Genomic DNA, 24074 nt, shown 5'->3' on the forward strand with positions numbered 1-24074 from the left:
TATGGGACTGGGCGGGACGAAAACGATGGCTTTTGGCATAGACACCTCAAGGCGGCGGCGTGCAAAAGCCCCACGGCACCGCACTGGCCGACTTCTGGTGCAGTCGCTGGCCCTGGCACTGGTGGTACCCCTGGGGCTGGCACAGGTGGCCGAGGCCAAGGAGTCCGCGGGGCTGGGGCGGCCCGGTGTGCCCAAGTCCCGCGTGAGCAAGGTCAAGGTGTTCGACGGGCCGGGCGCGAAGAAAGCCCGGCAGAAGGTCGCCCAGGACAAGAAGGCCAACGCAGCCCAGGCCAGACGGGCCCGAGTGGAGCGGAAGACCACCTGGCCGAAGCCGGGCACAGCGACGATCAGCCTTACGAGCGGCCAGGCGGGGAAGGCCGATCCGGGCGGTCTCCCGGTCACGATGGCCCCGCCGTCTGCGAAGGCTGGGACCACCGGGAAGCAGGACGCCGCAAACGGTAAGGCACGCATCACCGTGCTGGACCAGAAGGCCGCCCGCAAGGCGGGCATCACGGGCGTAGTGCTGACGGCCGAGTCGGACACGGCCAGGACCGCCGCGGTGAGCGTCGACTACAGCGGATTCGCCTCGGCGATCGGCGGTAGCTGGTCCCAGCGGCTGCGCCTGGTCCAGTTGCCCGCCTGTGCACTGACGACCCCGCAGAAGGCAGGGTGTCGTAAGCAGACTCCGCTGACGTCCGACAACGACATCGCCCATCAGTCGGTCTCCGCAAAGGTCCACCTGTCCGAGTCTTCAGGCGGTTCGTCCACGCAGCTGATGCGCTCCACACCCAGCGCCACCACTGGAATGGCGGTGCTCGCGGTCACCGCCGCCGACACCGGATCCGGGCAGTCACCAAAGGGAACCGGGGACTATTCGGCGACGCCGCTGTCACCATCCTCGTCCTGGCAGGCCGGCGGCAGCTCGGGGTCATTCACATGGTCATACGACTTCACGATGCCGCCCGCGGCGGCCGGCCCTACTGCGCCACTGTCGCTGTCGTACGACTCGGGCAGCATCGACGGGCGCACGGCGACCACCAACAACCAGAGCACGTCGGTCGGTGAGGGCTTCACGCTGACCGAGTCCTACATCGAGCGCACCTACGGCTCCTGCGACGACGACGGCCACGCGGACGACTTCGATCTGTGCTGGAAGTACGACAACGCACGCATCGTCCTCAACGGCAGCTCGACCCGGCTGGTCAAGGACGACAACAGCGGCCAGTGGCGGCTGGAGGACGACGACGCCTCGAAGGTGACGCGCTCCACGGGGGCGGACAACGGCGACGACAACGGCGAGTACTGGACCGTCACCACCGGCGACGGCACCAAGTACGTGTTCGGCCTGAACAAGCTGGACGGCGCGGACACTCAGCGCACCAACTCTGTCTGGACAGTACCGGTGTTCGGCGACGACTCCGGTGAACCCGGCTACTCGGGCGGCGACGTCTTCGCGGACCGGGCGCTCACACAGGCGTGGCGGTGGAACCTCGACTACGTCGAGGACACCCACGGCAACGCGGCCACCTACTGGTACACAGAGGAATCGAACTACTACAAGAAGAACAAGTCCACTACGGCCGACGCCTCCTACACCCGGGGCGGCTACCTCACCCGGATCGAGTACGGCCTGCGCAAGGGTGCCCTGTTCACGGACAAGGCGGACGCGAAGGTCACCTTCGACCACGCCGAGCGCTGCACCGCCTCCGACTGTTCCAGCCTGACCAAAGACACTGCCGAGAACTGGCCGGACGTGCCGTTCGACGCGATCTGCTCCAAGGACGATGCCGACTGCAACGCGGCCGGCCCCTCCTTCTTCACCCGCAAGCGCCTGACCGGCATCGACACCTTCTCCTACAACGCCACCAGCGGCGCCTATGACCCGGTGGACTCCTGGGCCCTGACCCAGGAGTACCTGGACGGCGGGGACATCGGCGACAGCTCCGACCAGGTCCTGACACTGAAGTCACTCACCCGCACCGGCAAGGCGGGTGAGACGAGCATCGGTCTCAATCCGATCTCGTTCACCTACCAGATGCGGCCCAACCGGGTCGACGCCACCGACGACATCTTGCCGCTGACCAGGCCACGCATCTCCACCGTCACATCGGAGACCGGGGCGATCACCACGGTGACCCTGTCGGCCCCCGAATGCGTGCGCAGCCAGGTACTGGACGCGGCACCGGACACCAACACCCGTTCCTGCTATCCGCAGTACTGGAACATCAACGGCTCCCAGGACGCCTCGATCGACTGGTTCCACAAGTACCGGGTGCTGGCCGTGACCGTCTCCGACCCGGCCGCGAACTACAAGGAGGCGCTTGAGTACGCCTACTCCTACAGTGGTGCGGCCTGGCACTACGCTGACGACCCGTTCACGCCGAAGGACGAGCGCACCTGGTCGGACTGGCGCGGTTACCGCCAGGTCACCGCGTGGACCGGCGCGACCGACGTGACCCGTTCCAAGACGGTTTCGCTGTACCTGCAAGGTATGGACGGCGACAAGAATCAGGACGGCACCACCAAAACCGTCACCGTTGCCCCACTGTCAGCGCCCGACCTCGGCGCCGCCCCCGTCACCGACAGCAACCAGTACGCGGGCCACCTGCGCGAGCAGGTCACCTACGACGGCTCCACACCGATCTCGGCGACGGTGAACGACCCCTGGTCCAAGGAGACAGCCCGGCAGACCGCGCCCGGCGCCGCCGATCACGTGGCCCGCTACGTACGCACCGGCAAGACCAGCACGTACACCTACCTCACCGCCTCCCAAACCTGGCGCACCCACTCCTTCAGCACCAGCTTCGACGACTACGGCATGCCCGTCAGCGTCAGCGACTCCGGCGAAGTCGGCACCGACGGTGACGAGACCTGCACCCGCACCTGGTACGCCCGCAACGACATAGTCGGCATCACCGGCCTGACTTCCCGTGCCCGCACCGTCGGCCGGGCCTGCTCCATCACGGAAGCCAACCTCAACCTCCCAGCCACCTCCGCCACCAGCGGCGACGTCCTGTCGGACACCGCCACCGTCTACGACACCCCTAACGCCACAAGCTGGACCGCCACACAGAAACCCACCCGGGGCGAAGCCACCTGGACCGGCCGCGCCACCGGCTACGCGGCCACCGCCGACCTGGGCGGCGAGAGGCTGCCCACAGGCTGGCAGACCGTGGCCACCACCAGCTACGACACCCTCGGCCGCACGCTCAGTGTCACCGATGCGGCAGGAAACACCACGTCCACGGCGTACACGCCCGCGGACGCGGGACCGCTGACCAAGACCATCACCACCGATCCCGCTCCCAAGCTGTACAAGACCACCAGCTTCCTGGACCCACGCCGCGGCCTGGCCCTGCGTGTCTACGACGCCAATTTGAAGAAGACCGAGAGCTCCTACGACGCCCTCGGCCGCCTGACCAATGTCTGGTTGCCGAACCGGTTGAGTGGCAGCCAGGCCCCGAACATGAAGTTCGCCTACCACCTGGACAGCACCAAGCCGTCCTGGGTATCGACGTCGACCTTGAAGAAGGACGGCGAAACCTACAACACAAATTACGCGTTGTACGACGCCCTGCTGCGGCCGCTGCAGACCCAGTCGCCCACACCGCAAGGCGGTCGGCTGCTGACCGACACCCGTTACGACACCCGTGGCCTCGCCTACGAAACGTACGCGGACATCTTCGACACCTCCAGCACACCCAACGGTACTTACACCCGTGCCGAGTACGGCGAGGCCCCCACCCAGACGGAGACGGTGTTCGACGGGGCGGGCAGAGCGACGACCAGCAGCCTGTACGTCTACGGCGTCAAGAAGTGGTCCACCACGACGACCTACACCGGAGACTCCGTCGCGACCACCGCCCTCGACGGCGGCTCCGCCCAGCGCACGATCACGGACATACGCGGTCGAGTCACGGAGAGCCGGGAATACGCGAGCACCAGCCCGGCCGACAGCGGCTTCGGCACCGGCCCCGGCGCTGCGTACGCCTTCACCAAGTTCACCTACGCTTTGGACGGCCGACAGGAGTCGATCACGGGCCCGGACGGCGCCAAGTGGACCTACCAGTACGACCTGTTCGGTCGCCAGACCAGCACCGGTGACCCAGACAGGGGCACCACGACCACCGAGTACAACGCTCTCGACCAGGTCATCAAATCCACCGACTCGCGTGGCATGTCGCTCCTGAGCGCCTACGACGAACTGGGCCGTGTCACCGGCACTTGGACCGGCTCGAAAACGGACGCCAACCAGCTCACCGGCTACACCTACGACACGATACTCAAGGGCCTGCCCGCCTCCTCCACCCGCTACGTCGGTGGCAAGAGCGGCGCGGCCTACACCATGACCGTCACCGCCTACGACAGCCTCAGCCGTGCCACCGGCACCCAGCTTCAGTTGCCGGCCAGTGACCCGTTCGTGCAGGCCGGCACTCCGTCCACGCTGGCATTCGAGACGTACTACAACATCGACGGCACCCAGCAGTACGACAAGCAACCCGCACTCGGCGGCCTGCCGTCCGAGATCATCGGCTTCGACTATGACGGCCTGGGAAATCTGACCTCGATAGGCGGGTCAACCGGTTACCTGGACGACGTCTCGTACTCGGCCCTGACCCAGCCCGAGCAGCTCACCCTGGGTACCGGCGGCACCGGTAACAAGTACTCAACCGTCACCAACACCTACGAGGCGGGCACCGGCCGCCTGGTCCGCAGCCACGTCACGGACCAGACCCACCCGTACATGCTGCAGGACCTCAACTACACCTACGACCAGACCGGCAACATCACCGCCATCAGCGACCCCACCACACTGGGCGGCGCCAGCTCGGCCGACACCCAGTGCTTCGCCTATGACGGCCACCAGCGTCTCACCGAAGCCTGGACCCCGGCCTCACAGAAGTGCTCCGATGCCCAGGACGCCTCCAACCTGTCGGGCCCGGCCCCGTACTGGACCAGCTACACGTACAACATCGCGGGCCAGCGGACCAGCGAGACAGTCCACCAGAGCAACAGCAATGACACAAAGACGACCTACTGCTACGCGAACACCAAGCAGCCCCACACCCTGACCGGTACTACCACAAAGGCCGACTGCACCAACCCCGAGCACGCCTACGACTACGACACGACCGGCAACACCAGGCACCGCCCAGGTACCACAGCCACCCAAGAACTGGACTGGTCACCTGAGGGCAAGCTGACCAAGCTCACCGAGAACGGAACGTCGACCGACTACCTCTACGGCGCCGACGGCACCCTGCTCATCCGCGCCGCACAGAACGGTGAGCGCGTCCTGTACGCGGGCGCCACCGAACTTCACCTCCGCGCCAACGGCACCACCTGGGCCCAGCGCTACTACGCCGCTGGCGCCGTCACCGCCGCCGTCCGCTCCAACGAATCCGGCACCAACAAGCTGACCTACCTCACCGGCGACCACCACAACACCTCCACGCTGGCGATCAGCTCGGACACCGCCCAGACCTTCACCAAGCGCTACACCACCCCCTTCGGCGCCGACCGAGGCACACCCCTCTACGGCCCCTGGCCCGACGACAAGGGCTTCCTCGGCAAAACCCGCGACGCGAACACCGGTCTCACCCACATCGGCGCCCGCGAATACGACCCGGGCATCGGCCAGTTCATCAGCGTAGACCCCATCCTCGACCCCACCAACCCGCAAACCTTCAACGGCTACAGCTACGCCGCCAACAACCCGATCACCTATTCCGACCCCGACGGACAAATGATCTTCGCCGGGGACAACTCCCCGGGCGTCGACAGCGGCGGCGGAAAAGGCTCCAAGGCCACCTCCAGCGGACGCTACGCCGGCGACGGGTGCGGCGGCTGCGCCAGTAAAGGAACCGGAAGCCACAGAGGCGGAACAGGCCACAAGGGCGGCAACGGGACGGCGCACGTCGGCAACAGCAGTGGGGTTGTCGTACAGAATGCGAGTGACGGTGGCTGCGGGTTTTGGGACGTCAAGTGCGGATGGAACCAACTCTGGAAAAGTGAGTGTGGATTCTGGGATGTCAAATGCTCGCTCAAGGAGAATTACCACGCTTGGAAAAACGCTGTAGTCACACTCTCCCCTCTGGAGGATGCAGAAAACTGTCAGCAACAGGAATACTCCGCCTGCGGGTGGCTCATTGCAGGATTCTTGCCCCTTGGGAAGCTTGCAGGCTTGGCGAAGGCGCTGAAATCGGGGGAAGACGCGGCTAAGGCGGCGCAACGCTATGCCCGTGGGATGAATCTCGCTGGCAAAGTTGCGTACGGAGAAGGGCACCTAAGTCAGGCGGTACAACTGCAGCGCCTCATCGATAAAAATAAAACGGGCAATTATGCAGCCGCACTGCTCTCAGATGGGACGACTCTGGTCTCAAGGTCGGGCGGAGGGCCGCATGCGGAGGAGAAACTGCTCGATGCGGCAGGCGACAGGATTGTTGCCTTGTACTCTGAGCGTCAACCCTGTAACGGAACGCACAACTGTGCTGGTAAAATTGCAGCCGCCGGTATAAAGAACGTGAGTTGGTCGTTCGACTGGAACTCGAGCAAGGCTGTACAGGAAAAAGCGACCGCTGATTTCAAGGCGGCGATTACTGAGTTGTTCAAAAAGTAGTGCGCCCGATAGTTGAGATTGGGGATGTTGATGCAGTTTGAGTTGACTGAAGTTTCTGGCGGTGGGGTAAGTGTGGAGGTGCCGGTTGCTTTCTTTTCTTACCGAGCGAACGACCACCTGGAACGGCTTATGTCGGGGGAGGGTGAGGTTTATCACCAGTTCTGGCGGATGGGTCATCATGTTGGCGTTTATTTGCAGCAAAATTCGGGAATCATCTTTGCGGGTGCGAGCCTGAATGACCTAGTTTTTGCGAACTCGTCAATCGAGCATTTCAATAAATGCGTAAAGAGAGTTATCGATCGATTCCCGTTTTATGCCGAAGGGGTCGATCTTGATGATTGTGAAATGGCGGCTGAAGACTTGGAGAGGATTGTTCGGGGTGTCGATCCCCCTGCGGCTAATGAAGGAACATTCTGGAGTGATTTCATTACCGACGTATCCATTGGTGACTACCCTGAATAAGCACTGACTTCGATTCGTCAGTGGCCGTGATTGCCTGGCTGGACTTTCGGCCAACCTCGGGCTTTCGCGCGCCCAGCAGATGCTTCAGGCGTAGACCGGGCCGTTTGCTGTAGTTCGTCACGGCGGTGTGGCTGGCGGTAGCCGGGTGGTCTCCTGGGGCGGTTGCGTCTGCGATGACAGGCTCGGGCGAGGGCTTGGTGCAGACGCCGCCATCGTGACCAGTGCAGGCCGTGCCGGATCCGTGCCTCGCCCGTCGGCTGACGCCCATCATGATGAGGAGCCGGGCGATCTCGAAGGCAGTCAGCGTGATCGGGGTGAGGCCGGCGGGGCTGCTGGGATCAGCGTGGTTCCCCTGTGTGGGTGCGACCGGTCCGCTCGTCGTGTTCGCGGCGGCGTTCGGCGGCAGCCTGCACGGCCAGGAACGCGGCGGCGGGCTGGGCGAGGGTGATGTGCCGGTACCAGCCGTGGAAGTGGCGCACCTCGTAGTCGGCCACCCCGGCGGCCGACTACGCCAGCTTGATCCTTCCTCCACCCGGTACACCCTCGCCCCCTGCGCGGCCGACCTGACCCCGTCCGAGGGGCGACTCCCACGACGCATGGGAACTGTTCGGCGCCAAGGCTCCGTCGGTAGGACACTCCGTGATCGCTGACGGCGGCTGGGAGCTGTTCGGTGCGAAGGACGCCGTCGGCCGGATCATCGTTATTGCTGGCGGTGGCTACCGGGGCACTGGCCTGATCATCCCTCACCGCCGTGAACCCGGCCAAGCCGAACTTCCGGCCTGAAAAGAGGAACACAACGCCTCGCACCGCAAGGTGAGGGCCCCGCGTCGAGCACGCCTACGCCCGGATGAAGAACTGGAAGATCCTCTGCGACTGCCGGTTGAAAGGCGACGGCGTCCACCACGCGATGCTCGGCATCCGCCTCCGCAACCTCATCGTCACCGGCAGAACCGCGAGCAGGCAGGTCAGCGAGCACGACCGTGATCAATTACGGGACAACTCTTAGGTCAGGACCGGAGCGGTCAGCGCGGCAGCCACCAGAAAATCTCTTCCTGGCCGATGGGGTGCTGCCATGCCTGCAGTAGCCGGAATCGGACCAGCTCATCGAGTGCATCTTCGAGCTGTTCAGGTGCCTGCCCACTCAGACGGGCCAGGAGGTCGGCGTCCGCACTGCTGGCTGTGCCGGAGGTATGAGCCGCCAGGGCGAGCGCAGTGAGTCGGAGCGCCGAAGGTGTTGCCTGCGGGAGGATGAGAGGCGTTGGGTGCATGGCCCAGTGGGCTGCACGGGCACGTAGCCGGCGGCCGGTTGCGTGCGCGTGCATGGCCGCATCCAGCAGGTGCACTTCCCGGTGCGGTTCTCGAGGTGCGGCGCACTGCAGCCAGCCGGCGTAAGCCAGTTCACTCCACAGTTCAGCGCGGCCGTGCACGTGCATGCCACGCAGGAGCCCATGGGGCAGGCGTACATTTCCGCGGGTGTCGGCGCGCAGGGCGCACTGCAGAGCCAAGAGCCGGGCGGAGGCGGAAGAGAAGCGGGGAAGCGCTGCCGCCAGGTAGGTGAGCATTTCCTGCACCAGCAGACGATCGCCTGCGCCGCAGGCGGGCTTCCGTCTCTTTCTCGTCGGTGCGCCAACCGATCCGGAGCGCTGTGAGTTCAGCAGGGTGTCGGGTACGACGGCCGTATGACGGCTGGCGGCTGCGCACGCCGAGCAGATATCGGCCAGGCGCCACAGGCGGCCGCCGCTGCCACAGGACAGCGCCAACCGGATGGGGCCGGAGCAGCCGCGGTGGCGGGGATGCCAGCAGCAGCCGCGTGTCCGGCACTGGCAGGTGCGCAGGTGCTTGGGGATCACCTCCCGCTGCGCATGCTGGGCGAGGTGGGTCAGCGCGGCCGACCGGGCTGATGCGGGTGACAACCGTGGGGTGTGCAGCGGGCAGTGCGAGCACACCAGTGCGGGGCCATCGGCCTGAGGGTGCAGCTGCACGGTCCAGATGCGCTGCACCGGATAGTGCGTGGAGAGCCTCATCGGGCTCGTGGTCCTCCGATCATGCGCGCCGTGAGACCTGGATGCAGGCTCGCAGGGCGTTCGGCCATAGGGGACAGCCGGGCAGCCCGAGGCCGCTGGATGTCACCCCCTTCCCTAGCAAATAGTGCAGTTTTCTGCACTGACAGGGCAGGGTTCTGCACCATCGGATGGTGGGGTGACGATCTTCCCGCCCGACCCCAACCTCGCTGCGCTCCGCGTCGAACTCGCGCGGCTGCGGGCCGAGCGCGGATGGACCTTCGACGAACTCGCCCGCCGCACCGGTCTGGCCCGCCGCACCCTCATCGACCTCGAACACGGCCACACCGCCGGAAGCCTCACCACCTGGCACACCCTCGCCCACACCTTCGGCATTCCCGTCGAGCAGCTCCTCGGCGCCTTGTGCGAGGGCCACCCCGCACCCGGAAACGCACCCTCCTGAACAGCTCCTGAGCCCCCCTTCGAGCACACAGCGCGATCACCCGAAAAGGTGCAACGCCCTCGAACGCCCATCATCAAGATCGCTTACGTGTTCTCTCCCCGCTACGCCATCAGGGGTAGGCGCCGGCGCCGCAGATCAGCACAGCGGCATGCCGCCTGGCACGGTCCCGGCCATGCGCTCCCACGACTTTGCTGCCGATCGCCACTGGGACGGCAGTTCCCGCCTTACCCAGCCCCGCCGCTCACTGCAGATCGCTGCGTCCAGCCCGAGCCGCCTGCTGCGTGCCGGCCAAAGTGGCCGCTGCCGCAACTGCGGCAACCGCATCGACTGGTACCAGCGCACCGACGGCCGGCCCATCGCTCTGCACCCCGCCGAACTCTCCACCCCCGACGTCCCCGAAGCCTGCCGCTGGCACCTCAGCGGCGGTATCGCCCACCCGCATGACGACGCAAGAGGCTGGTGCCGCATCCCGCACGCCGTGCTCTGCCCCCGTCGCACCCCCACCCACACCCTGGACCCCCACCTCGAGGCCATCCGGCGCCAGCTCGCCATCCGCTCCCGCCGCCTGACCGACACCAGCACGTTCACCCCCGCACACCACGACGCACCCGCCACCACACCCCAGGACACGGACGACCGCCCCGCTCGACCCGTTCTACGGATCCTTCTCACCTGCTACCTCGGCGGGGAGTCCATCGAAGACATCCGCTGCGTCGCCCAGACCCGCCAACGTCACCGCTGCACCCAAGCTCTCCTTGACCCGGCCCACCCGGCAGGCCGCTGGATCCTGCTACCCCTAGAAGCAGAGCAGGGGCAACTCGCCCTAACGGATCGACAAATGGCCGTCTACGACCTCAGCCACCTGCCCTGGGCCGAGCAGCTGCGCTGGCGCGCTCAACGCTGCACCACGCACACCGCCGCACCCGGCGCCGCCGATCTGGCCCTGGCCGACTGGCAGCCCTTCGACCCCCTGCTGCACGCCGCGCACATCCACACCCGACTGCCGCATCCCGCGCCGCACCAACCCCACCGGCGGTGAGGAATGCCGCATCACGCCCTGGAGATCGCCCTCACCCGTCCCCTGGACCCGACCGAGTTCGACGCGGCCTGCGGCAGTACGCAGCTCGCCGCCAACCACGGAATCACCCGGCTGATGGCGCTCGTACACGCCAAGACCCCCGACCGGGCCGCCCATCGACTGCGTCAGCGTCTCGAGGACCGACTGCCCATCGACGTGATCACCACCCACTACCCGGACGCCAACGGGCAGGTCCTGCTCAACGTCGCCCTACCGCCCGCCGCGCACGCCGCCCTCACGGCTGCAGCCCGCCGCGCGGGACAGAGCCGCGAGCGCTTCGTGGAACTGGCCGTCCACCGGGCTCTTGCCACACACGCCGAGCAGGAAGCGGACCGCCTCAACCACGCGGTGCGCCGGTTACTTGCCCACACCACCCCCGCCCACCTGCTGTCCGCCGTCGGACACGCCCTAAGCCACCTCCCGGAAGAACCCACGCAATGAAGCCGACCGACGAACAGACCGCTGCAGCCGACGCCTTTGCGGCGGGCGATCACCTGGCCCTGCAGGCCGGCGCGGGTACCGGCAAGACCACCACCCTGGCCCTGCTCGCGCACGCCACCAAACGCCGCGGCCGCTACCTCGCCTACAACCGCGCCATCGCCCAGGACGCCACCGCCCGCTTCCCGAAGAACGTCCTGTGCAAGACAGCACACGCCCTGGCCTACGCCGCCGTCGGCCACCAATACACCCGCCGCCTGAACGCTCCCCGCCGCCCGGCCTGGCAGACCGGCCAGGCCCTCGGCATCACCAAAGCCATCCGCATCGGCGACCGCGACGTCACCCAGAAGGCCCTGTCCAACACCACCCTGCGCACCGTGACGCGCTTCTGCCACACCGCCGATGAGGCCATCACCCCTCACCACGTGCCGCCTCTGCGCGGCCTCGACGACGCAGACCTCCACGCCCAGCTCGCCACCCACATCGTGCCCTTCGCCCGCAAGGCCTGGGCCGACCTGCAACACCCCGACGACGGCGCCGTCCGCTTCGACCACGACCACTACCTGAAAATCTGGGCCCTCACCCAGCCCACCCTCGACGCCGACTTCCTGCTCCTGGACGAAGCCCAGGACACCAACCCCGTCGTCGAACAGATCTTCCTCGCCCAGCGTCACCACGCCCAGCTGGTCATGGTCGGCGACTCCGCCCAAGCCATCTACCACTGGCGCGGCGCCAAGGACGTCATGACCGGCTTCGACGGCACCCAGCTCGCCCTGTCCCAGTCCTTCCGCTTCGGCCCCGACCTCGCCGCAGAAGCCAACCGCTGGCTCCACCTGGCCGACGCTCCGATCCGCCTCACCGGCACCCCCACCGTGCCCACCGAGCTCGGTCCCGTCGCCCGTCCGGACGCTGTGCTGTGCCGCACCAATACCGGCGCCATGGCCCAGGTCATGGCCCTCATGGCCGCCGGCTCCCCGGTAGCCCTGGCCGGGGGAGGGGACAGTCTGCGCGCCCTCGCCCTTGCCGCCCGCGACCTGAAGGAAGGCCGCCGCACCCACCACCCCGAACTGATCCTCTTCCCCTCCTGGGGTGACCTGCAGGACTATGCCGCCCACGACCCGGCCGGACGCGACCTACAGCCCCTGGTCCACCTCGTCGACACCCACGGCACCGACGCCATCCTCGCCGCCGTCGATCACCTCGCACCCGAACCACACGCCCAGGTCACCGTCTCCACCGCCCACAAAGCCAAGGGGCGTGAATGGCCCTGTGTGCTGATCGCCGACGACTTCGCCCGACCCCGCGACAACCACTTCGGTGATCACACAGCCGTTCCGCCGCCGCCTGACCCCGTCGACCACGCCGAAGCCCGCCTTGCCTACGTAGCTGTCACCCGCACTCGCCGACGCCTGGATCTAGGAGGCCTGGCCTGGATCCACGATCACCCCGACGGCCACCCCGACCCGCCAGAACCGTCCGCACAAAACGAGACTCCTGCCCGGGAACATCTATCGGGCCCGCACGGTTGAAAGGATCGTGGTTGTGGAGGGGACAGTGTCCCCGGGCCTCACCTATTGCCTGCAGGGACGATCGTTCGGCTGAAGCCCTGCAGAGCCTCTCGCCGCGTAGGCGACCGCCCTCCACGATCACCACATCACATACCGCCCCGGCTGGCGCTCTCGCCGTCCGGGGCGGCGCCCTTCTCCGCCCAAGGCGTAACCGTCTGGGCCAGAGCGCGTTGCCCCGGTCATGGACGACGACGGCCTTTTCGATCTGCAAGCGGCAGACTTCGCTCCGTCGGAGGGCACCGGGCCCCGGCTGGCGCTGCTGACGCTGGAGGAGGCACACGACCTGCTGCGACTGCTGACGACCATCGCGCAACAAGACGGGCCACTCTCACCAGAGGCAGACCGGCTAGCCAAAGAGATCGCCGCACGTATCCCCTCGGAGAACTGACCTAGTCCTCCGAACACCTGCTCGCCAAAAGCCCGAGCTGGCCGGGCGAGCATGGCGTCAGGACGGCAGGGCGGGCGCCGTCTCAGACATCCGTGGGATAGGCCGCCGCGGTGTTCCCCCCCCGCGATCTCCCGACGAGGCTGCCCCCGTGCCCGCTGTAGGCCCACAGCCAGGACAGCCGTTACCCACTTTCGGGTGATGGGCGGACGCTGCCAGTTCGACGCACCATAGCGAGCCACTGCCGCAGGCCAACCCCTGCAAGGCCTGCCGTTACAGCAAACCGTCAACCTGGCGCATTCAGCGCATAAATGGACGATGCATGGGACAGTCACGCAGATGTGGACGTCCTGTAACACAGTTCATGTCTCACCCACCTCCTCATCACGGGGCGGACAGGGTGTGGATGCGCGGCCAGCCGGCCGCCACTCGCACATCGCACCACTCCCGACGGGCCACGTGCAGCCGTCCGTCCGGTGGTGGTGCCCGCACCATGCAGGGGGACCTTGTGACCGTATCCACCACCGCTCGCCGCCTGACCGCTGCCGCGCTGACCACCGCAGCGATCACTGCCGCAGTCGCGGTACCGGCGTCAGCCGCCGACCACCGCGCGCCCCGCCCGAGCGTGGAGATTAGCCGCGTGCAGTACGACTCCCCAGGCCGGGACGACCGCTCCAACCGCTCCCTCAACGCCGAGTGGGTAGAGATCCGCAACAACACCCGCCGCGCGGTGAACCTGAACGGCTGGACCCTGAAGGACGAGGCCGGCCACACCTACACCTTCCACGACTACCGCCTGCAAGGACGCGCAAGCGTGCGGATCCACACCGGCATCGGCCGCGACAACCGCACCGACCTCTACCAGGACCGCCGCGCATACGTGTGGAACAACCGCTCCGACACCGCCACGCTGCGCAACGACCACCGCCGCTTCGTCGACGACTACTCCTGGGGCCCCCGCCACGGCGGCCGTCACTGACCCACCGGCTCTCGCTGACCCTGGAGCCCGGCCGCCTTCGTAGCGGCCGACGGCACATCTCCTCCTCTCTACGAGGGGGCAGACCATCGGTCCAGGCACGACCAGGGGTGTGGTCGTGAAGGAGACCATGTCCTTAGGCAGGGGCCATCGTTCGATTAAAGCCCTGCGAAGCCTTTTCGCCGCGTGGGCGACCGCCCCCACGGCGGCACCGTGCTGATCAGCCCCGTCCGGTGTTTCACCGGCCGGGGCTGACTGCCGCTCACGAGTGGTGACTCACTCGTACGCGGCGATGAGCGTGCGTCACCTGACGGCCTCTAATACGGTGAAATCGCCCGGCTGAGACAGGACGGCAGGGCGTGGCGGCCCCGCGCTTCGTTCGCACGTCGCGCGGGACGCCGAAACAACGTCCTCGGTGCTGCCTTCACCGGACCAGTCACGATCCACAGGCCCGGACTGGCTGAGTAGTGCAACGTTCCTATGCCGAAGCCGCAGCCCTCTCACCCTCGGCTGCTGACCCGTCGGTGATGGTCTGAGCAGCAGATCGGTCGGTGCTGGAGTACAGCACAGTTCGCTTCTGCCGCGTCCGTTCGATCTCGCTCTTGGCGACCAGCCGTTCCAGGGTGTTGCGCACGATCGTGACAGCACGCGCCCGCTCGGGGTATCGCCGCTCCAACTCCTCACCGATTTCCAAGGCCGTGCGCGGCTGTCCGGCATGGCCGTCCACAATCGCCTTGAGCAGTACCCCCAACACCGGGGTGGTCGTGGTGCTCACAGCGGACTTCGCCCCAGCAGCCTGGGCCGAGGTCTTCTTGGCCGTGACCTTCTTCGTCGCAGTCTCTGCCGCGGTCTTCTTCTGCGCGGTCCTCCGGCCTCCCGCAGGCTGCGCCGCCTTCTTCCGCGTCCTGCCGAGCTGCTGCGGCAGGGACGACTGCTCAGGCGTCTCGGAGGAGCCACAGTCGGCCTCGTCGTCGGCGGGGCTGCTGTCTTGTGCACCGCCCGGACCGGCCAGGGACGCCTGGACGCCGGCTAGCCATGTCTCCTCCAAGCGCAGGTGCTCCAGACGCGTGTGGAGCGTCTGAAGCTGTGCAGTCACCTCCTGCTGTTCCGCACGGTTCTTCTCCAGGTCGGTGGTGACCTGCTGTGCGTACCGGTCCTGAATGGTGTTGGCGCCTGTTTCATCAGTCATGCCGAATCACACTCCTTATCCGTATTTGGGTGCGCTGGATGCTACCCCGGTACGCACCAAGCTGGTGACGCCGCTTACTCACCAGAACGAGACTGCCCCGGTGTTGTCTCACCTCGAGCGTCGCCCCCGGCCGCAAGGAAACAGCATGCTGTCGCGCACTGTTGAGCATCACCAAGGTGGGGATCAGAGCCATGCTCAAGACCTGTGGATCGAGCTCGGGGAGCACGTGAAGGGCGTACCTTTCCCGAGTGATCGACTGATGGTCATCGAGTAGGCCGGTGTTCGCAGCACCGGTCGGGAAGGCACGCCCGTGCTCAGCGTAGTCAACGACGACGGCACCACTGCCAACGGCTCCTCCTTGATTGACGAGATCGTCCGGGAGGGGGCGCGACGGATGCTCGCGGCGGCGCTGGAGGCCGAAGTCAACGCTTACATAGCTGAGTTATCCGATCAGCGGGACGACAGCGGTCGGCGGCTCGTGGTCCGCAACGGCTACCACCAGCCCAGGAAGGTCACCACCGCGGCCGGGGCGGTCGAGGTGAAGGTTCCGCGCGTGAACGACAAGCGGGTCGACGAGGCCACGGGCGAGCGCAAGCGGTTCTCCTCGGCGATCCTGCCGCCGTGGTGCCGCAAGTCCCCGAAGATCAGCGAGGTGCTACCGCTGCTCTACCTGCAGGGCCTGTCCTCCGGCGATTTCGTCCCGGCCCTGGAGCAGTTCCTCGGCAGCGCGGCGGGGCTCTCGCCTGCCACCGTCACCCGGCTCACCCAGCAGTGGCAGGCCGACCACACCGCGTTCATGGACCGCGATCTCGCGGAGGTCGACTACGTATACGTGTGGGCCGACGGCATCCATCTCAACGTCCGCCTGGAGGAGGCCAAAGCCTGCGTCCTGGTGCTCATCGGGGTTCGCGCCGACGGCTCCAAGGAACTGGTCGCGCTCAAGGACGGCTACCACGAGTCCGCCGAATCGTGGGCCGATTTGATGCGCGACTGCGCCCGACGGGGCATGCGCGCCCCGGTCCTGGCGGTCGGCGACGGCGCCCTGGGCTTCTGGAAGGCCCTGGCCGAGGTGTTCCCCGAAACCCGTGAGCAGAGATGCTGGGTTCACAAGACGGCCAACGTCCTCGACTCCATGCCGAAGTCCGCGCAGCCGGGCCCGAAGAAGGCCATCCAGGACATCTACAACGCTGAGGACCGCGACCACGCCGAGGCGGCGATCAAGACGTTCGCCAAGCTCTACGGCGCGAAGTTCCCCAAGGCCGTCAAGAAGATCACCGACGACCAGGAGCAGCTGCTGGCATTCTTCGACTTCCCGGCCGAGCACTGGATCCACCTGCGAACCACGAATCCGATCGAGTCCACGTTCGCCACCGTCCGTCTGCGCACCCGGGTCACCCGGGGCGCAGGCTCCCGCACCGCCGCCCTGGCCATGGTCTTCAAGCTCGTCGAGTCCGCCCAGCAGCGGTGGCGCGTCGTGAACGCACCCCATCTTGTTGCCCTCGTGCGCGCCGGCGCCCGTTTCGAACGCGGCCTGCTGGCTGAGCGGTCGAAGGCGACGGCCGCATGACGGGCCGAGAACGCCGGCAGGAGCGGTCGAGGCGGAGAAGCGAGCGCGGCTACTTCCCGCTGAAAGCAGACCGCGTCGAGGACGACGCCTGGATGTCCCAGCCAGAAGCCGCCCGCCACCTGGGGATCGCGCTGATCAGCGTCGGGATGCTGATCGCCAACGGCCACCTGACAGCGGCGGAGAACCCGATCGGGCAGGCCGGCGTGACAACTACCAGCGTTCAGGCCGAGAAGACCTGGCGAGTGAACGCGACAATCCCCGCGAAGTTCGCCCGTCTCCTAAAGGACACGGTCAACTGGTTCTGATCAATGATCCACAGGACTTGACGATGGCTCTGGGGATCAGGACGTGGAGAGACACCGCAAATCGCCGGGCGCTGAAGTCAGGAAGGCTCGTTCGCTTGGTTGAGCTGATGACCGTACCGCCGCAGGCATGCCAGCCGGACATCGAACGGATGTGTCGGCGGGTAAACGGGTGTACCGCCCGGGCGTCGTCGAAGACGGTTGCCACCCGGGGGCGTGGGGGGGCTCCCCGACCTGCGACAGCAACTCACCCACCCCGGAGCAGTGGAACCCGGCGCCACCCCGAGACGGCACTCGGGCCCTCAGCCTGCCTCCGCCACCCGCAACAAGTTGGTCCGCCGACTCCGTCGGCGGGCCATCAAGAAAGATCGAGGTTAGCGATCACTATGAGACATGTTCGTTCGGCAAAGGTCCACTGCTTGAAGCAGGTTCCGGTACGGGCACCGAAGTACCGGAGCAGCCGTGGGGTTTCCGCCTCCGTCAAAAGACTTCGGATTCGGCAGCTTCGTGCTGCGGTCGTGACGTCCCAAGGAGCGCAAGCGGCCTGTGGTCTCCTTTGCGGACTCGGCCATACTTCGAGGCTGCCTACCGATGGGGCGTCCGCTTGGCTGGGGGATTACCGACTCCGAGCAGACCTGGCAAGGAGGGACGTACGGGTCATTGTCTCCCAACCCCCGGGAAAAGCCGTGCAGTCCGGATGACTGATATTGGCATCCGATGCTTTACCGCACCATGACTTAGAACATATGTTCCTGGCGGTCACGGATTCTCCGGACGAAAAGGCATTGCCAGGCTGTTTTGCGAGAAGAGGCATTACATGGACATGAAGGTAAAGCGGGCGGGAGTCGTCGCAACGGCTGCCCTGGCTGCGGCTTTCACGCTGGCCCCTCCCGCCTCCGCGGAGGGTAGTTGGACGAGTTCCATATCCAACTGGCTGGGGGGTAACGAGTCCCGTCGCTGGACGGACAACCACACTGACGGGGCGAGCACCACGGTGAGCTTCTCGGGCTGCAACTTCGGTGGGCCCAGCAGCGCCACCCTGGAGCTCGACCACGTCAGAGACGTTCTTCCGGACGTGAGCCACGGCCAGCGGAGCAACACCTGTAACACGGTGTCCTGGGGCGAGGTGGGGAAGGCGCAGTTCTACTTCATCTACATCGGCTCCACTAGGCTCAACGTCAACAGCGTCGTCACCCGTTACTGATAACGCTTCAGACCGTCGGCGGCCCCCCGGCTTTTCCTGGGGGCCGCGCCGCTAAGAGAAGTTGACAGAAGGCCAGAATGACCATCCACGTCTCGCGCTGTTGCTTTGGCTACCGGCGCCGGGATCTCGTCCTTGAAGATCTGACGCTCGACCTGCCGTCAGGGGCGGTCGTGCTTCTGGGACCCAACGGTGCGGGGAAGTCGACGTTGCTGGGACTTCTCGCATCCGCCCTCAGGCCACGCACCGGCAGCGTGAGACTCGGCGACCTCGACACCTGCAGGCGGCGGGATTTGAAGGAATACCGGCGACAAGTCGGGTGGCTGCCGCAGCAGGTGACCCCCGTCCCGGGGTTGCGCGTCCGAGAGCAGGCGGCGTACGCCGGCTGGCTCAAGGGCCTTTCACGGCGGGACGCCTGGGACAGGTCTTCGGAGGCGATCCGACAGGTCGGCCTGGGAGAGCTTGCCGAACGCTCTGCCAGCCATCTGTCAGGGGGCCAGTTGCGGCGTCTGGGAATCGCCCAGACTCTCGTGCACTCGGCGCGAGTGGTGCTGATGGATGAGCCGACTGCCGGCCTCGACCCGACACAGCGTGGTGCGTTCCGCGCCCTCTTGGAGAAGTTCAGGGACCGGGTGACGTTCGTGGTCTCCACCCATCAGACGGAGGATCTGGCGGACAGCTACGACTCGGTCATCCTCCTCGATCAGGGACGCATTCTTTTCCAGGGATCAACCACCTCCTTCCTCGACCTCGCGCCCCGCCAGGTCGCCAAGGAGCGCCGGGCCGAAGCGGCCTACGCGGGCCTGGTCAAGGAGGAGGTGTAAGCATGCCGTGGCGCACCGTGCTGCGTGTGTCTGTTGCTCCTCGCATCGGCATACTGCTGATCCTGTGGCTGCTCGCCTACCACGGCAACGTCATCGAGCTGGTCACCACCGGGTACTGGGAGTCGGTTGCCGCACAAAGCGCATCTTTGATGGTCTGGACCGCACCCGCGGTGGCGGCCTGCGCCGCCTGGGAGGGACAGCGCATCCGGCAGTCCCGCGCTCTCCAAGGAGCGCCGACTCGGACCTTCAGCGGTGTATCTCTGGCCGTCCTCACCCCTACCCTCCTCCTGGGAGCACTTGCGGTGACAGTGAGTCTCGGTCTGCTCCTGCCGCAGGCCAGCGGCAGCCCCGACTGGACCGTTGCCGCAATCCTCGGCATGGAACTGCTGGTCGTCGCCGCGCATACCGCCATCGGATACGTCATCGGGCTCAAGCTGCCTCGGCTGCTGGCCGTCCCCGTGGCACTGGTAGGCAGCTTCGTGTGGATGGCCTATCCGGCAGCCATGAACATCTTCTGGGTCCGGCAGCTCAACGGCACGAATCTGGCCGAATGCTGCGCGCTTAACCAAACAGCGGCACCCCGCAGTATGGCCGCTCCTGCGCTCGTTGCGATCGGTCTGCTCCTGGCCGCCCGGCTGGTGACCGCACGGCGAAAGGGTGTGCGGATCTGGGCTGTGGGTGTGCTGGCTGCCGTAGTGCCTGTCTCCGCGTGGATCGCCCATCCGCTCGGATACAGCGCAGCCAAGCCCCGTCCCGTCGCCTCCCGCACATGCACCGGAACTCAGCCGCGGGTCTGCCTCTGGCCCGAACAGCATGACTTCGCCTCAGACGTCGTCGCGTGGGCAACCGACGCACACGCACGTCTCGCTGCACTCGGCGTCACCACCGCCGCCGAGTTGTCACCGACAACCTCCACACCGACCTCCAACGACATTCGCTCCCTTCTTGCCTCGAGTGCGCTACCCCGAGACATCCCGGAATGCGCCAAGCACGGGCAATGGCCAGGGAGCCAGGCCTTCGGGCCCCTCAGTGCCTGGCTCACCATCACAGCCGGCGCGGACCCACAGGTCGTCGCATCACGCTACGCACCGGCCGAAGCAGAAGTCGCCACCCGCATTCTCCAGCGCCCCGCCCGGGCGCAGATGGCCTGGTTCGAACAGAACACGAAAACCCTCACCCGGTGCGACCTCACGCCCGTCCTGGACCCCATGCGCTTTTGAGTCCGCCGCCAAGAGCCGATCGACAGGAACAGCACATCCATGCCCTGGTGGCTTCACATCCGCCGCGTACCCGCGATCTGTGCCAGCCTCGCCGCCTGCTTGGTGCTCGGCGCGGTCGCCGACTCCATCCAGGTCCCCGTGCCGGTTGTGGTGGGTGGAGTCTCCTTCTCACTCCCTCTGCCATTTCTGCTGTCACTCGCACCGGTGTGCCTCATCCTGCACGGGCAGTCTCGGGGAGACAGCGCCATCGAAGCGACCGCCGTTCGGCCGGTGCGGCTCTGGGACGGTGCCTTCATGGCAGCCTGCAGTGTGTTCATGCTGTCCGCAGGTTGGCTTTTGTCTTCCATGACCGGCCATGTCCTCGCCGTGGGCATGGCCCGCAACTTCCTGGGCTACCTGGGCCTCGCGCTCCTTCTGTGCACAATCACCACCCCTCATGCTGCAGCGGCGATCGTTACTCTCCTACCCATCGCCTGTGCGGCCTTCGGCGTCCACCACGGAGTCCCCGCACTCTGGGCATGGCCACTGCACGAGCCCAGGTATGCACCCGCGCTCATCCAGGCCACGGTCCTGGGCGCGGCCGGACTGACGGCTGCCCTACTGCCTATCTCAGCCCACCCCCGCGTAAGCCACTCGACGGAGAGATGACCCCCTCGGATACGAGAGGGTTCAGCTGGTCACCGCGCCGCCGTGAGAGTCGCCCCAGACGCCAGCCTCTGCCGGGCACAGGCTCGCATGGTGGGCTCACTGACCACCACCTTCCTCGGCCCGTGCACACCATCACCAACTTCGCCGAAGGCTTCAGCCAGCAACTTGCTGTTCTGCTCGGGCTCGTGTGGTGGCGCGTCGGTAGGAGTCGGTGCCGGTCTCGATGATGTTGCCCCGAAGGTGAGGCAGTCGACCATGGCCGCGCAGAGGCGCGGGTCGGTGAAGGTCTGGTCCAGCCATCTGGGGCTGGCACTTGTTCCCACGGCCAACCCATACGTCACCAAAGGAACCAAGGCCGGGTGAAGCCCGGCCTCGACTGCCCATCTCTCCCACGTCCTTGACGATTGTGGCTACCCGCCCCGGACGATCCGCAGCACCCGCCTTCTTGACCTCGTGAACACCATGGACGCCCAAGGCGGCCTACTAGGGTCTAGGGCGACCGCCACCAGCCGCGAGAGGTTGCCTGATGTCTGAGTCCTCCCCGGATCCTTCCGTCGCTCATTTCGGCGTGGAGGGAATGCGCCGCTTCGACGTACCCGTTACGTACGGCGTGGGCATCCCGGACGAGGCGCTCGACGCGCTGAAGTCCACCGGCGTGCCCCTGCACGTCGCGCCCTACTTCACGGCCGCAGCCTCCACCGATGGCATCACGCTTGGCCTGTATGCGGGGCATCACGGCGTTTCCGGCCTGGCCGCTGAACAGGCCGCCTGGCTGCGTCTGGGCAGCGACGGGCTCGCGCACCTGTGCGTCCGGCAGGACGGCGCGGTGCAGGCGGTCTTCCTGCGTGAGGAGGAGCCGGACATGTACGTGAGCTCAAGCGTCGACGCCTTCGTTCGCTCGCTCACCGTGCTGGACCGGCGCAAGGCGGAGCTCGTCGCTGCTTCGAGCATGCCGGAGGCGGCAGCGGTGTTCCGTGAACTGGATGCCGAGCTGTACCAAATCGATGCCGTGGCCTTCGAATTCCGTGAGAGCTGGTGGCCACGGGTCGTCGAGGATCTCGGCCACACCACGAGCTTCCCATTCATGGCCACGTTCGAGTATGTGGACGCCTCGGGTGACAAGCAGGTCGTCACCGACTCCACCGGGGCGGGTCGCTCGCACCCCGAAGAGATCGTGTGGCGCGAGCTCGCCGCTCGCGGTGTCCTGCCGCAGCAGGTGCGGCGCGTGCACTGCGATCTGGAGCCGTGCATGATGCCCGGCCACTACTGCGCCGTGTGGATGCAGCGCCTGTTCCCGCAGGCAGACTTCACCCACTCCTTCGACTACCCCTCCAAGGCCGAGAACCGCGAGGCGGGTCTGATGGCGCTGATGAAGCGCACGGCCGAGCAGCAGGCGGACGACCGGTGAGGTGGGATAGGCCCCCGGCCGGACGGGAACCCGCCGGTGCGGCACTGCTGGCGTGGCTGGCTGACCCGCATGCGCCACGCCTGTGCCTGATCACGGGAAGCGAGGGCGCCGGGAAGTCCCTTCTCCTGGCGTGGCTGATCCAGCACGGCACACGACCGGGCACTGAACCGGTCCGCCGCGTTCACGGCTTCGTACCGCTGGCCGGCCAGACCGCCACGACGACGGCATGGATGTTCGCGCAGCAGCTGTCGCTGTCCGTGCGTACGCCGGGCGAGCTGGTGACCAAGGTCGCCGAAGACCCTCGCCGCACCGTGATAGTGCTCCCAGAGCTGCACAGCGCGGCCGGACCAGCCGCCGTCGGCGAACTGATCGGCGAGCTGCTGCATCTGAAGCACGTCCGCCTCGTGGTCGAAGACCGCCGTGGGCGCGCATCCGACATAGCCCACCTGCACGCTGCGGTGATGGACCTGGATCAACCGCAGTGGATTGACCCGCAACGGCACACGGCATGGCTCGCCGAGCGGCAGCCCACGATCCCGAAGCGACGGCGGATTGCCCCTGCGCCCGTCATCCACCTCGATGACGCGGCCGCCGTCTGCGGTGCCGACCCATGGCACACCACCGCATCGTTTGAGCGCGCGCAGGACACCCACAGGGGCCTGCGCGCCGCGTGGCTGCGGGCCGGAGCGGCCTTGATACGGGACCAGACGCCGGCCGACCGCGCGCTGACGCTGCGCGCGATGCTGGGCGAGGACGCAGACCCTCGACTGCCCGCCGAACTCGACGCTCTCGCCGACACAACGGACTGGCAGATCGCATGGACGCGCGTGCGCGGAGACACCACGCCCCCGTGGCCCGGGCCGGTACGAGCCCTGGCCTGCGGCCGGGGCCGAAGTCTGGGCGCCGTGCTCGTGGCAGACCACCAGGACACCGTGCGCCTGGTCATGGAAGCCGATGCGACTGCGCTGGGGCGCCTGCCTGGGCCCGTCCACGCTCCGCGGGACCTGGCGGTGCGGCCGGACGGCACCGCACTCGTCCTGGACGCGCAAGGCCGGCTCCACGTCCACGCTCATCTCACAGGCCAGGGGCCGACCGGGCTCGCGGCGCTCCTGCACGACGGCTCCACCCTCGAAGACGAACTCCTCGATGCCGTGGCCGGCCGCCTGCGCGCGATGCCGGGCACGGCAATCGCCTCGGGCACCCGCCCTGTCGCCGTGGGCGATGCCACAGGTCAGGTGCACGTCTTCTCCCAGCAGTACGCCCCGCGGAGCGTGCCGTTGCACGACGGCCCCGTCACCGCCCTGGCGGCACTGGAGGTGCGGGAGTTTGGTGAACCGGCCGCGCTCACGTTGTTCTACAGCGGCGGCGCCGACGGGCGGGTCCGCGTGTGGCGGCAGGACAGCGAGCCCCTGCCCGACCCGGTCGCCGAACGTCCCGGCGCGGTGACCGCGCTCGCCGCCGAACACGTCGAACACGGTCCCGCCCTCGCGATCGCTTGGTCGGACGGTCTGGTCGAGCACCGTTGCCTCGCTACCGGGCGCGTGCGGACCTTCCGCCCAGGAGGCCCCGTAGCAGCGCTGGCCCTCACTTCGACGGGGCAACTCCTCGTCGGTACCGACCACGCTCTCGTCTGCCTGGCACCACGACGTTCCCGCGGACCCGACCGCCGGATTGTCACAGATGGGCCCTAACGCCTAACGCCCCTCTGTGCGTCAGCTGTTGACGG

17 protein-coding genes and 3 pseudogenes are annotated in these 24074 nt (G+C 66.9%); 16 read left to right on the plus strand and 4 right to left on the minus strand.

The features are described 5' to 3' along the window. Positions 1-25: 25 nt before the first annotated feature. Together ABZ920_RS01570 and ABZ920_RS01575 are read left to right on the plus strand one after the other, a co-directional pair. Positions 26-6619: an RHS repeat-associated core domain-containing protein gene (locus tag ABZ920_RS01570; protein WP_361497407.1), complete on the plus strand. Its 6594-nt coding sequence runs from the start codon at positions 26-28 to the stop codon at positions 6617-6619. Positions 6620-6643: 24 nt separating this feature from the next. Then, a complete protein-coding gene (locus ABZ920_RS01575) occupies positions 6644-7081 on the plus strand; it encodes an SUKH-4 family immunity protein (RefSeq protein WP_361497410.1) in 438 nt (145 codons plus the stop codon). A 338-nt stretch (positions 7082-7419) separates the two neighbouring features. On the opposite strand, the pseudogene ABZ920_RS01580 reads toward ABZ920_RS01575, so the two are convergent. Beyond that, positions 7420-7578, minus strand: a pseudogene (locus tag ABZ920_RS01580) (IS701 family transposase); the annotation flags it as partial. 160 nt (positions 7579-7738) lie between these two features. Here ABZ920_RS01580 and ABZ920_RS01585 point away from each other — a divergent pair. Continuing rightward, a pseudogene (locus tag ABZ920_RS01585) lies at positions 7739-8087 on the plus strand (transposase family protein); the annotation flags it as partial. 16 nt (positions 8088-8103) lie between these two features. On the opposite strand, the gene ABZ920_RS01590 reads toward ABZ920_RS01585, so the two are convergent. Beyond that, complete coding sequence (locus ABZ920_RS01590) at positions 8104-9105, minus strand: hypothetical protein (protein ID WP_361497413.1); 1002 nt, start codon at positions 9103-9105, stop codon at positions 8104-8106. A 175-nt stretch (positions 9106-9280) separates the two neighbouring features. Between ABZ920_RS01590 and ABZ920_RS01595 the strand changes: the two genes are divergently transcribed. The 6 genes from ABZ920_RS01595 to ABZ920_RS01620 all read left to right on the plus strand — a co-directional run bounded on the left by ABZ920_RS01595 (position 9281) and on the right by ABZ920_RS01620 (position 13992). After that, positions 9281-9544: a helix-turn-helix transcriptional regulator gene (locus ABZ920_RS01595; RefSeq protein ID WP_361497416.1), complete on the plus strand. Its 264-nt coding sequence runs from the start codon at positions 9281-9283 to the stop codon at positions 9542-9544. A gap of 148 nt (positions 9545-9692) precedes the next feature. Then, positions 9693-10583, plus strand: a complete 891-nt coding sequence (locus ABZ920_RS01600) for a DUF6083 domain-containing protein (RefSeq protein ID WP_361497419.1) — start codon at positions 9693-9695, stop codon at positions 10581-10583. A 3-nt stretch (positions 10584-10586) separates the two neighbouring features. Beyond that, positions 10587-11063 (plus strand): hypothetical protein, encoded by a 477-nt coding sequence (locus ABZ920_RS01605; protein ID WP_361497421.1) that lies wholly within the window; start codon positions 10587-10589, stop codon positions 11061-11063. After that, positions 11060-12589, plus strand: a complete 1530-nt coding sequence (locus ABZ920_RS01610) for a UvrD-helicase domain-containing protein (protein WP_361497424.1) — start codon at positions 11060-11062, stop codon at positions 12587-12589. Before ABZ920_RS01605 ends, ABZ920_RS01610 begins: the two co-directional genes overlap by 4 nt. 220 nt (positions 12590-12809) lie before the next feature. Continuing rightward, the gene (locus tag ABZ920_RS01615; protein WP_361497427.1) at positions 12810-13016 is read left to right on the plus strand and encodes a DUF6417 family protein; all 207 of its coding nucleotides are present in this window, start codon (positions 12810-12812) and stop codon (positions 13014-13016) included. A gap of 490 nt (positions 13017-13506) precedes the next feature. Further along, positions 13507-13992, plus strand: coding sequence for a lamin tail domain-containing protein (locus ABZ920_RS01620; protein WP_361497429.1), 486 nt, complete (start codon positions 13507-13509; stop codon positions 13990-13992). A 475-nt stretch (positions 13993-14467) separates the two neighbouring features. Here the strand turns inward: ABZ920_RS01620 and ABZ920_RS01625 are convergent, their stop codons facing one another. Then, positions 14468-15178 (minus strand): hypothetical protein, encoded by a 711-nt coding sequence (locus ABZ920_RS01625; RefSeq protein WP_361497432.1) that lies wholly within the window; start codon positions 15176-15178, stop codon positions 14468-14470. A 310-nt stretch (positions 15179-15488) separates the two neighbouring features. Between ABZ920_RS01625 and ABZ920_RS01630 the strand changes: the two genes are divergently transcribed. From ABZ920_RS01630 to ABZ920_RS01650, 5 genes are all read left to right on the plus strand, one after another. Beyond that, on the plus strand, positions 15489-16745 hold the full coding sequence (locus tag ABZ920_RS01630) for an IS256 family transposase (RefSeq protein ID WP_361497434.1): 1257 nt from the start codon (positions 15489-15491) through the stop codon (positions 16743-16745). After that, on the plus strand, positions 16742-17050 hold the full coding sequence (locus ABZ920_RS01635) for a DNA-binding protein (protein WP_361497437.1): 309 nt from the start codon (positions 16742-16744) through the stop codon (positions 17048-17050). The genes ABZ920_RS01630 and ABZ920_RS01635 overlap by 4 nt, the downstream gene beginning before the upstream one ends. A gap of 814 nt (positions 17051-17864) precedes the next feature. Further along, a complete protein-coding gene (locus ABZ920_RS01640; protein ID WP_361497440.1) occupies positions 17865-18251 on the plus strand; it encodes a hypothetical protein in 387 nt (128 codons plus the stop codon). A gap of 77 nt (positions 18252-18328) precedes the next feature. Beyond that, positions 18329-19072 (plus strand): ATP-binding cassette domain-containing protein, encoded by a 744-nt coding sequence (locus ABZ920_RS01645; protein WP_361497443.1) that lies wholly within the window; start codon positions 18329-18331, stop codon positions 19070-19072. A gap of 2 nt (positions 19073-19074) precedes the next feature. Continuing rightward, entirely contained in the window at positions 19075-20292 is a 1218-nt protein-coding gene (locus ABZ920_RS01650; RefSeq protein ID WP_361497446.1) for a hypothetical protein, read from the plus strand. Positions 20293-21093: 801 nt separating this feature from the next. Here ABZ920_RS01650 and ABZ920_RS01655 read toward each other — a convergent pair. After that, positions 21094-21230 (minus strand): annotated as a pseudogene (locus tag ABZ920_RS01655) (AAA family ATPase); the annotation flags it as partial. A 236-nt stretch (positions 21231-21466) separates the two neighbouring features. Here ABZ920_RS01655 and ABZ920_RS01660 point away from each other — a divergent pair. Then, complete coding sequence (locus ABZ920_RS01660) at positions 21467-22348, plus strand: nucleic acid/nucleotide deaminase domain-containing protein (RefSeq protein ID WP_361497449.1); 882 nt, start codon at positions 21467-21469, stop codon at positions 22346-22348. A 230-nt stretch (positions 22349-22578) separates the two neighbouring features. Continuing rightward, positions 22579-24039 (plus strand): hypothetical protein, encoded by a 1461-nt coding sequence (locus tag ABZ920_RS01665; protein WP_361497452.1) that lies wholly within the window; start codon positions 22579-22581, stop codon positions 24037-24039. Positions 24040-24074 lie beyond the last annotated feature (35 nt).

It is taken from the genome of Streptomyces sp. NPDC046831 (assembly GCF_040645305.1).
In the GTDB taxonomy this organism is placed as follows: Bacteria; Actinomycetota; Actinomycetes; order Streptomycetales; family Streptomycetaceae; genus Streptomyces.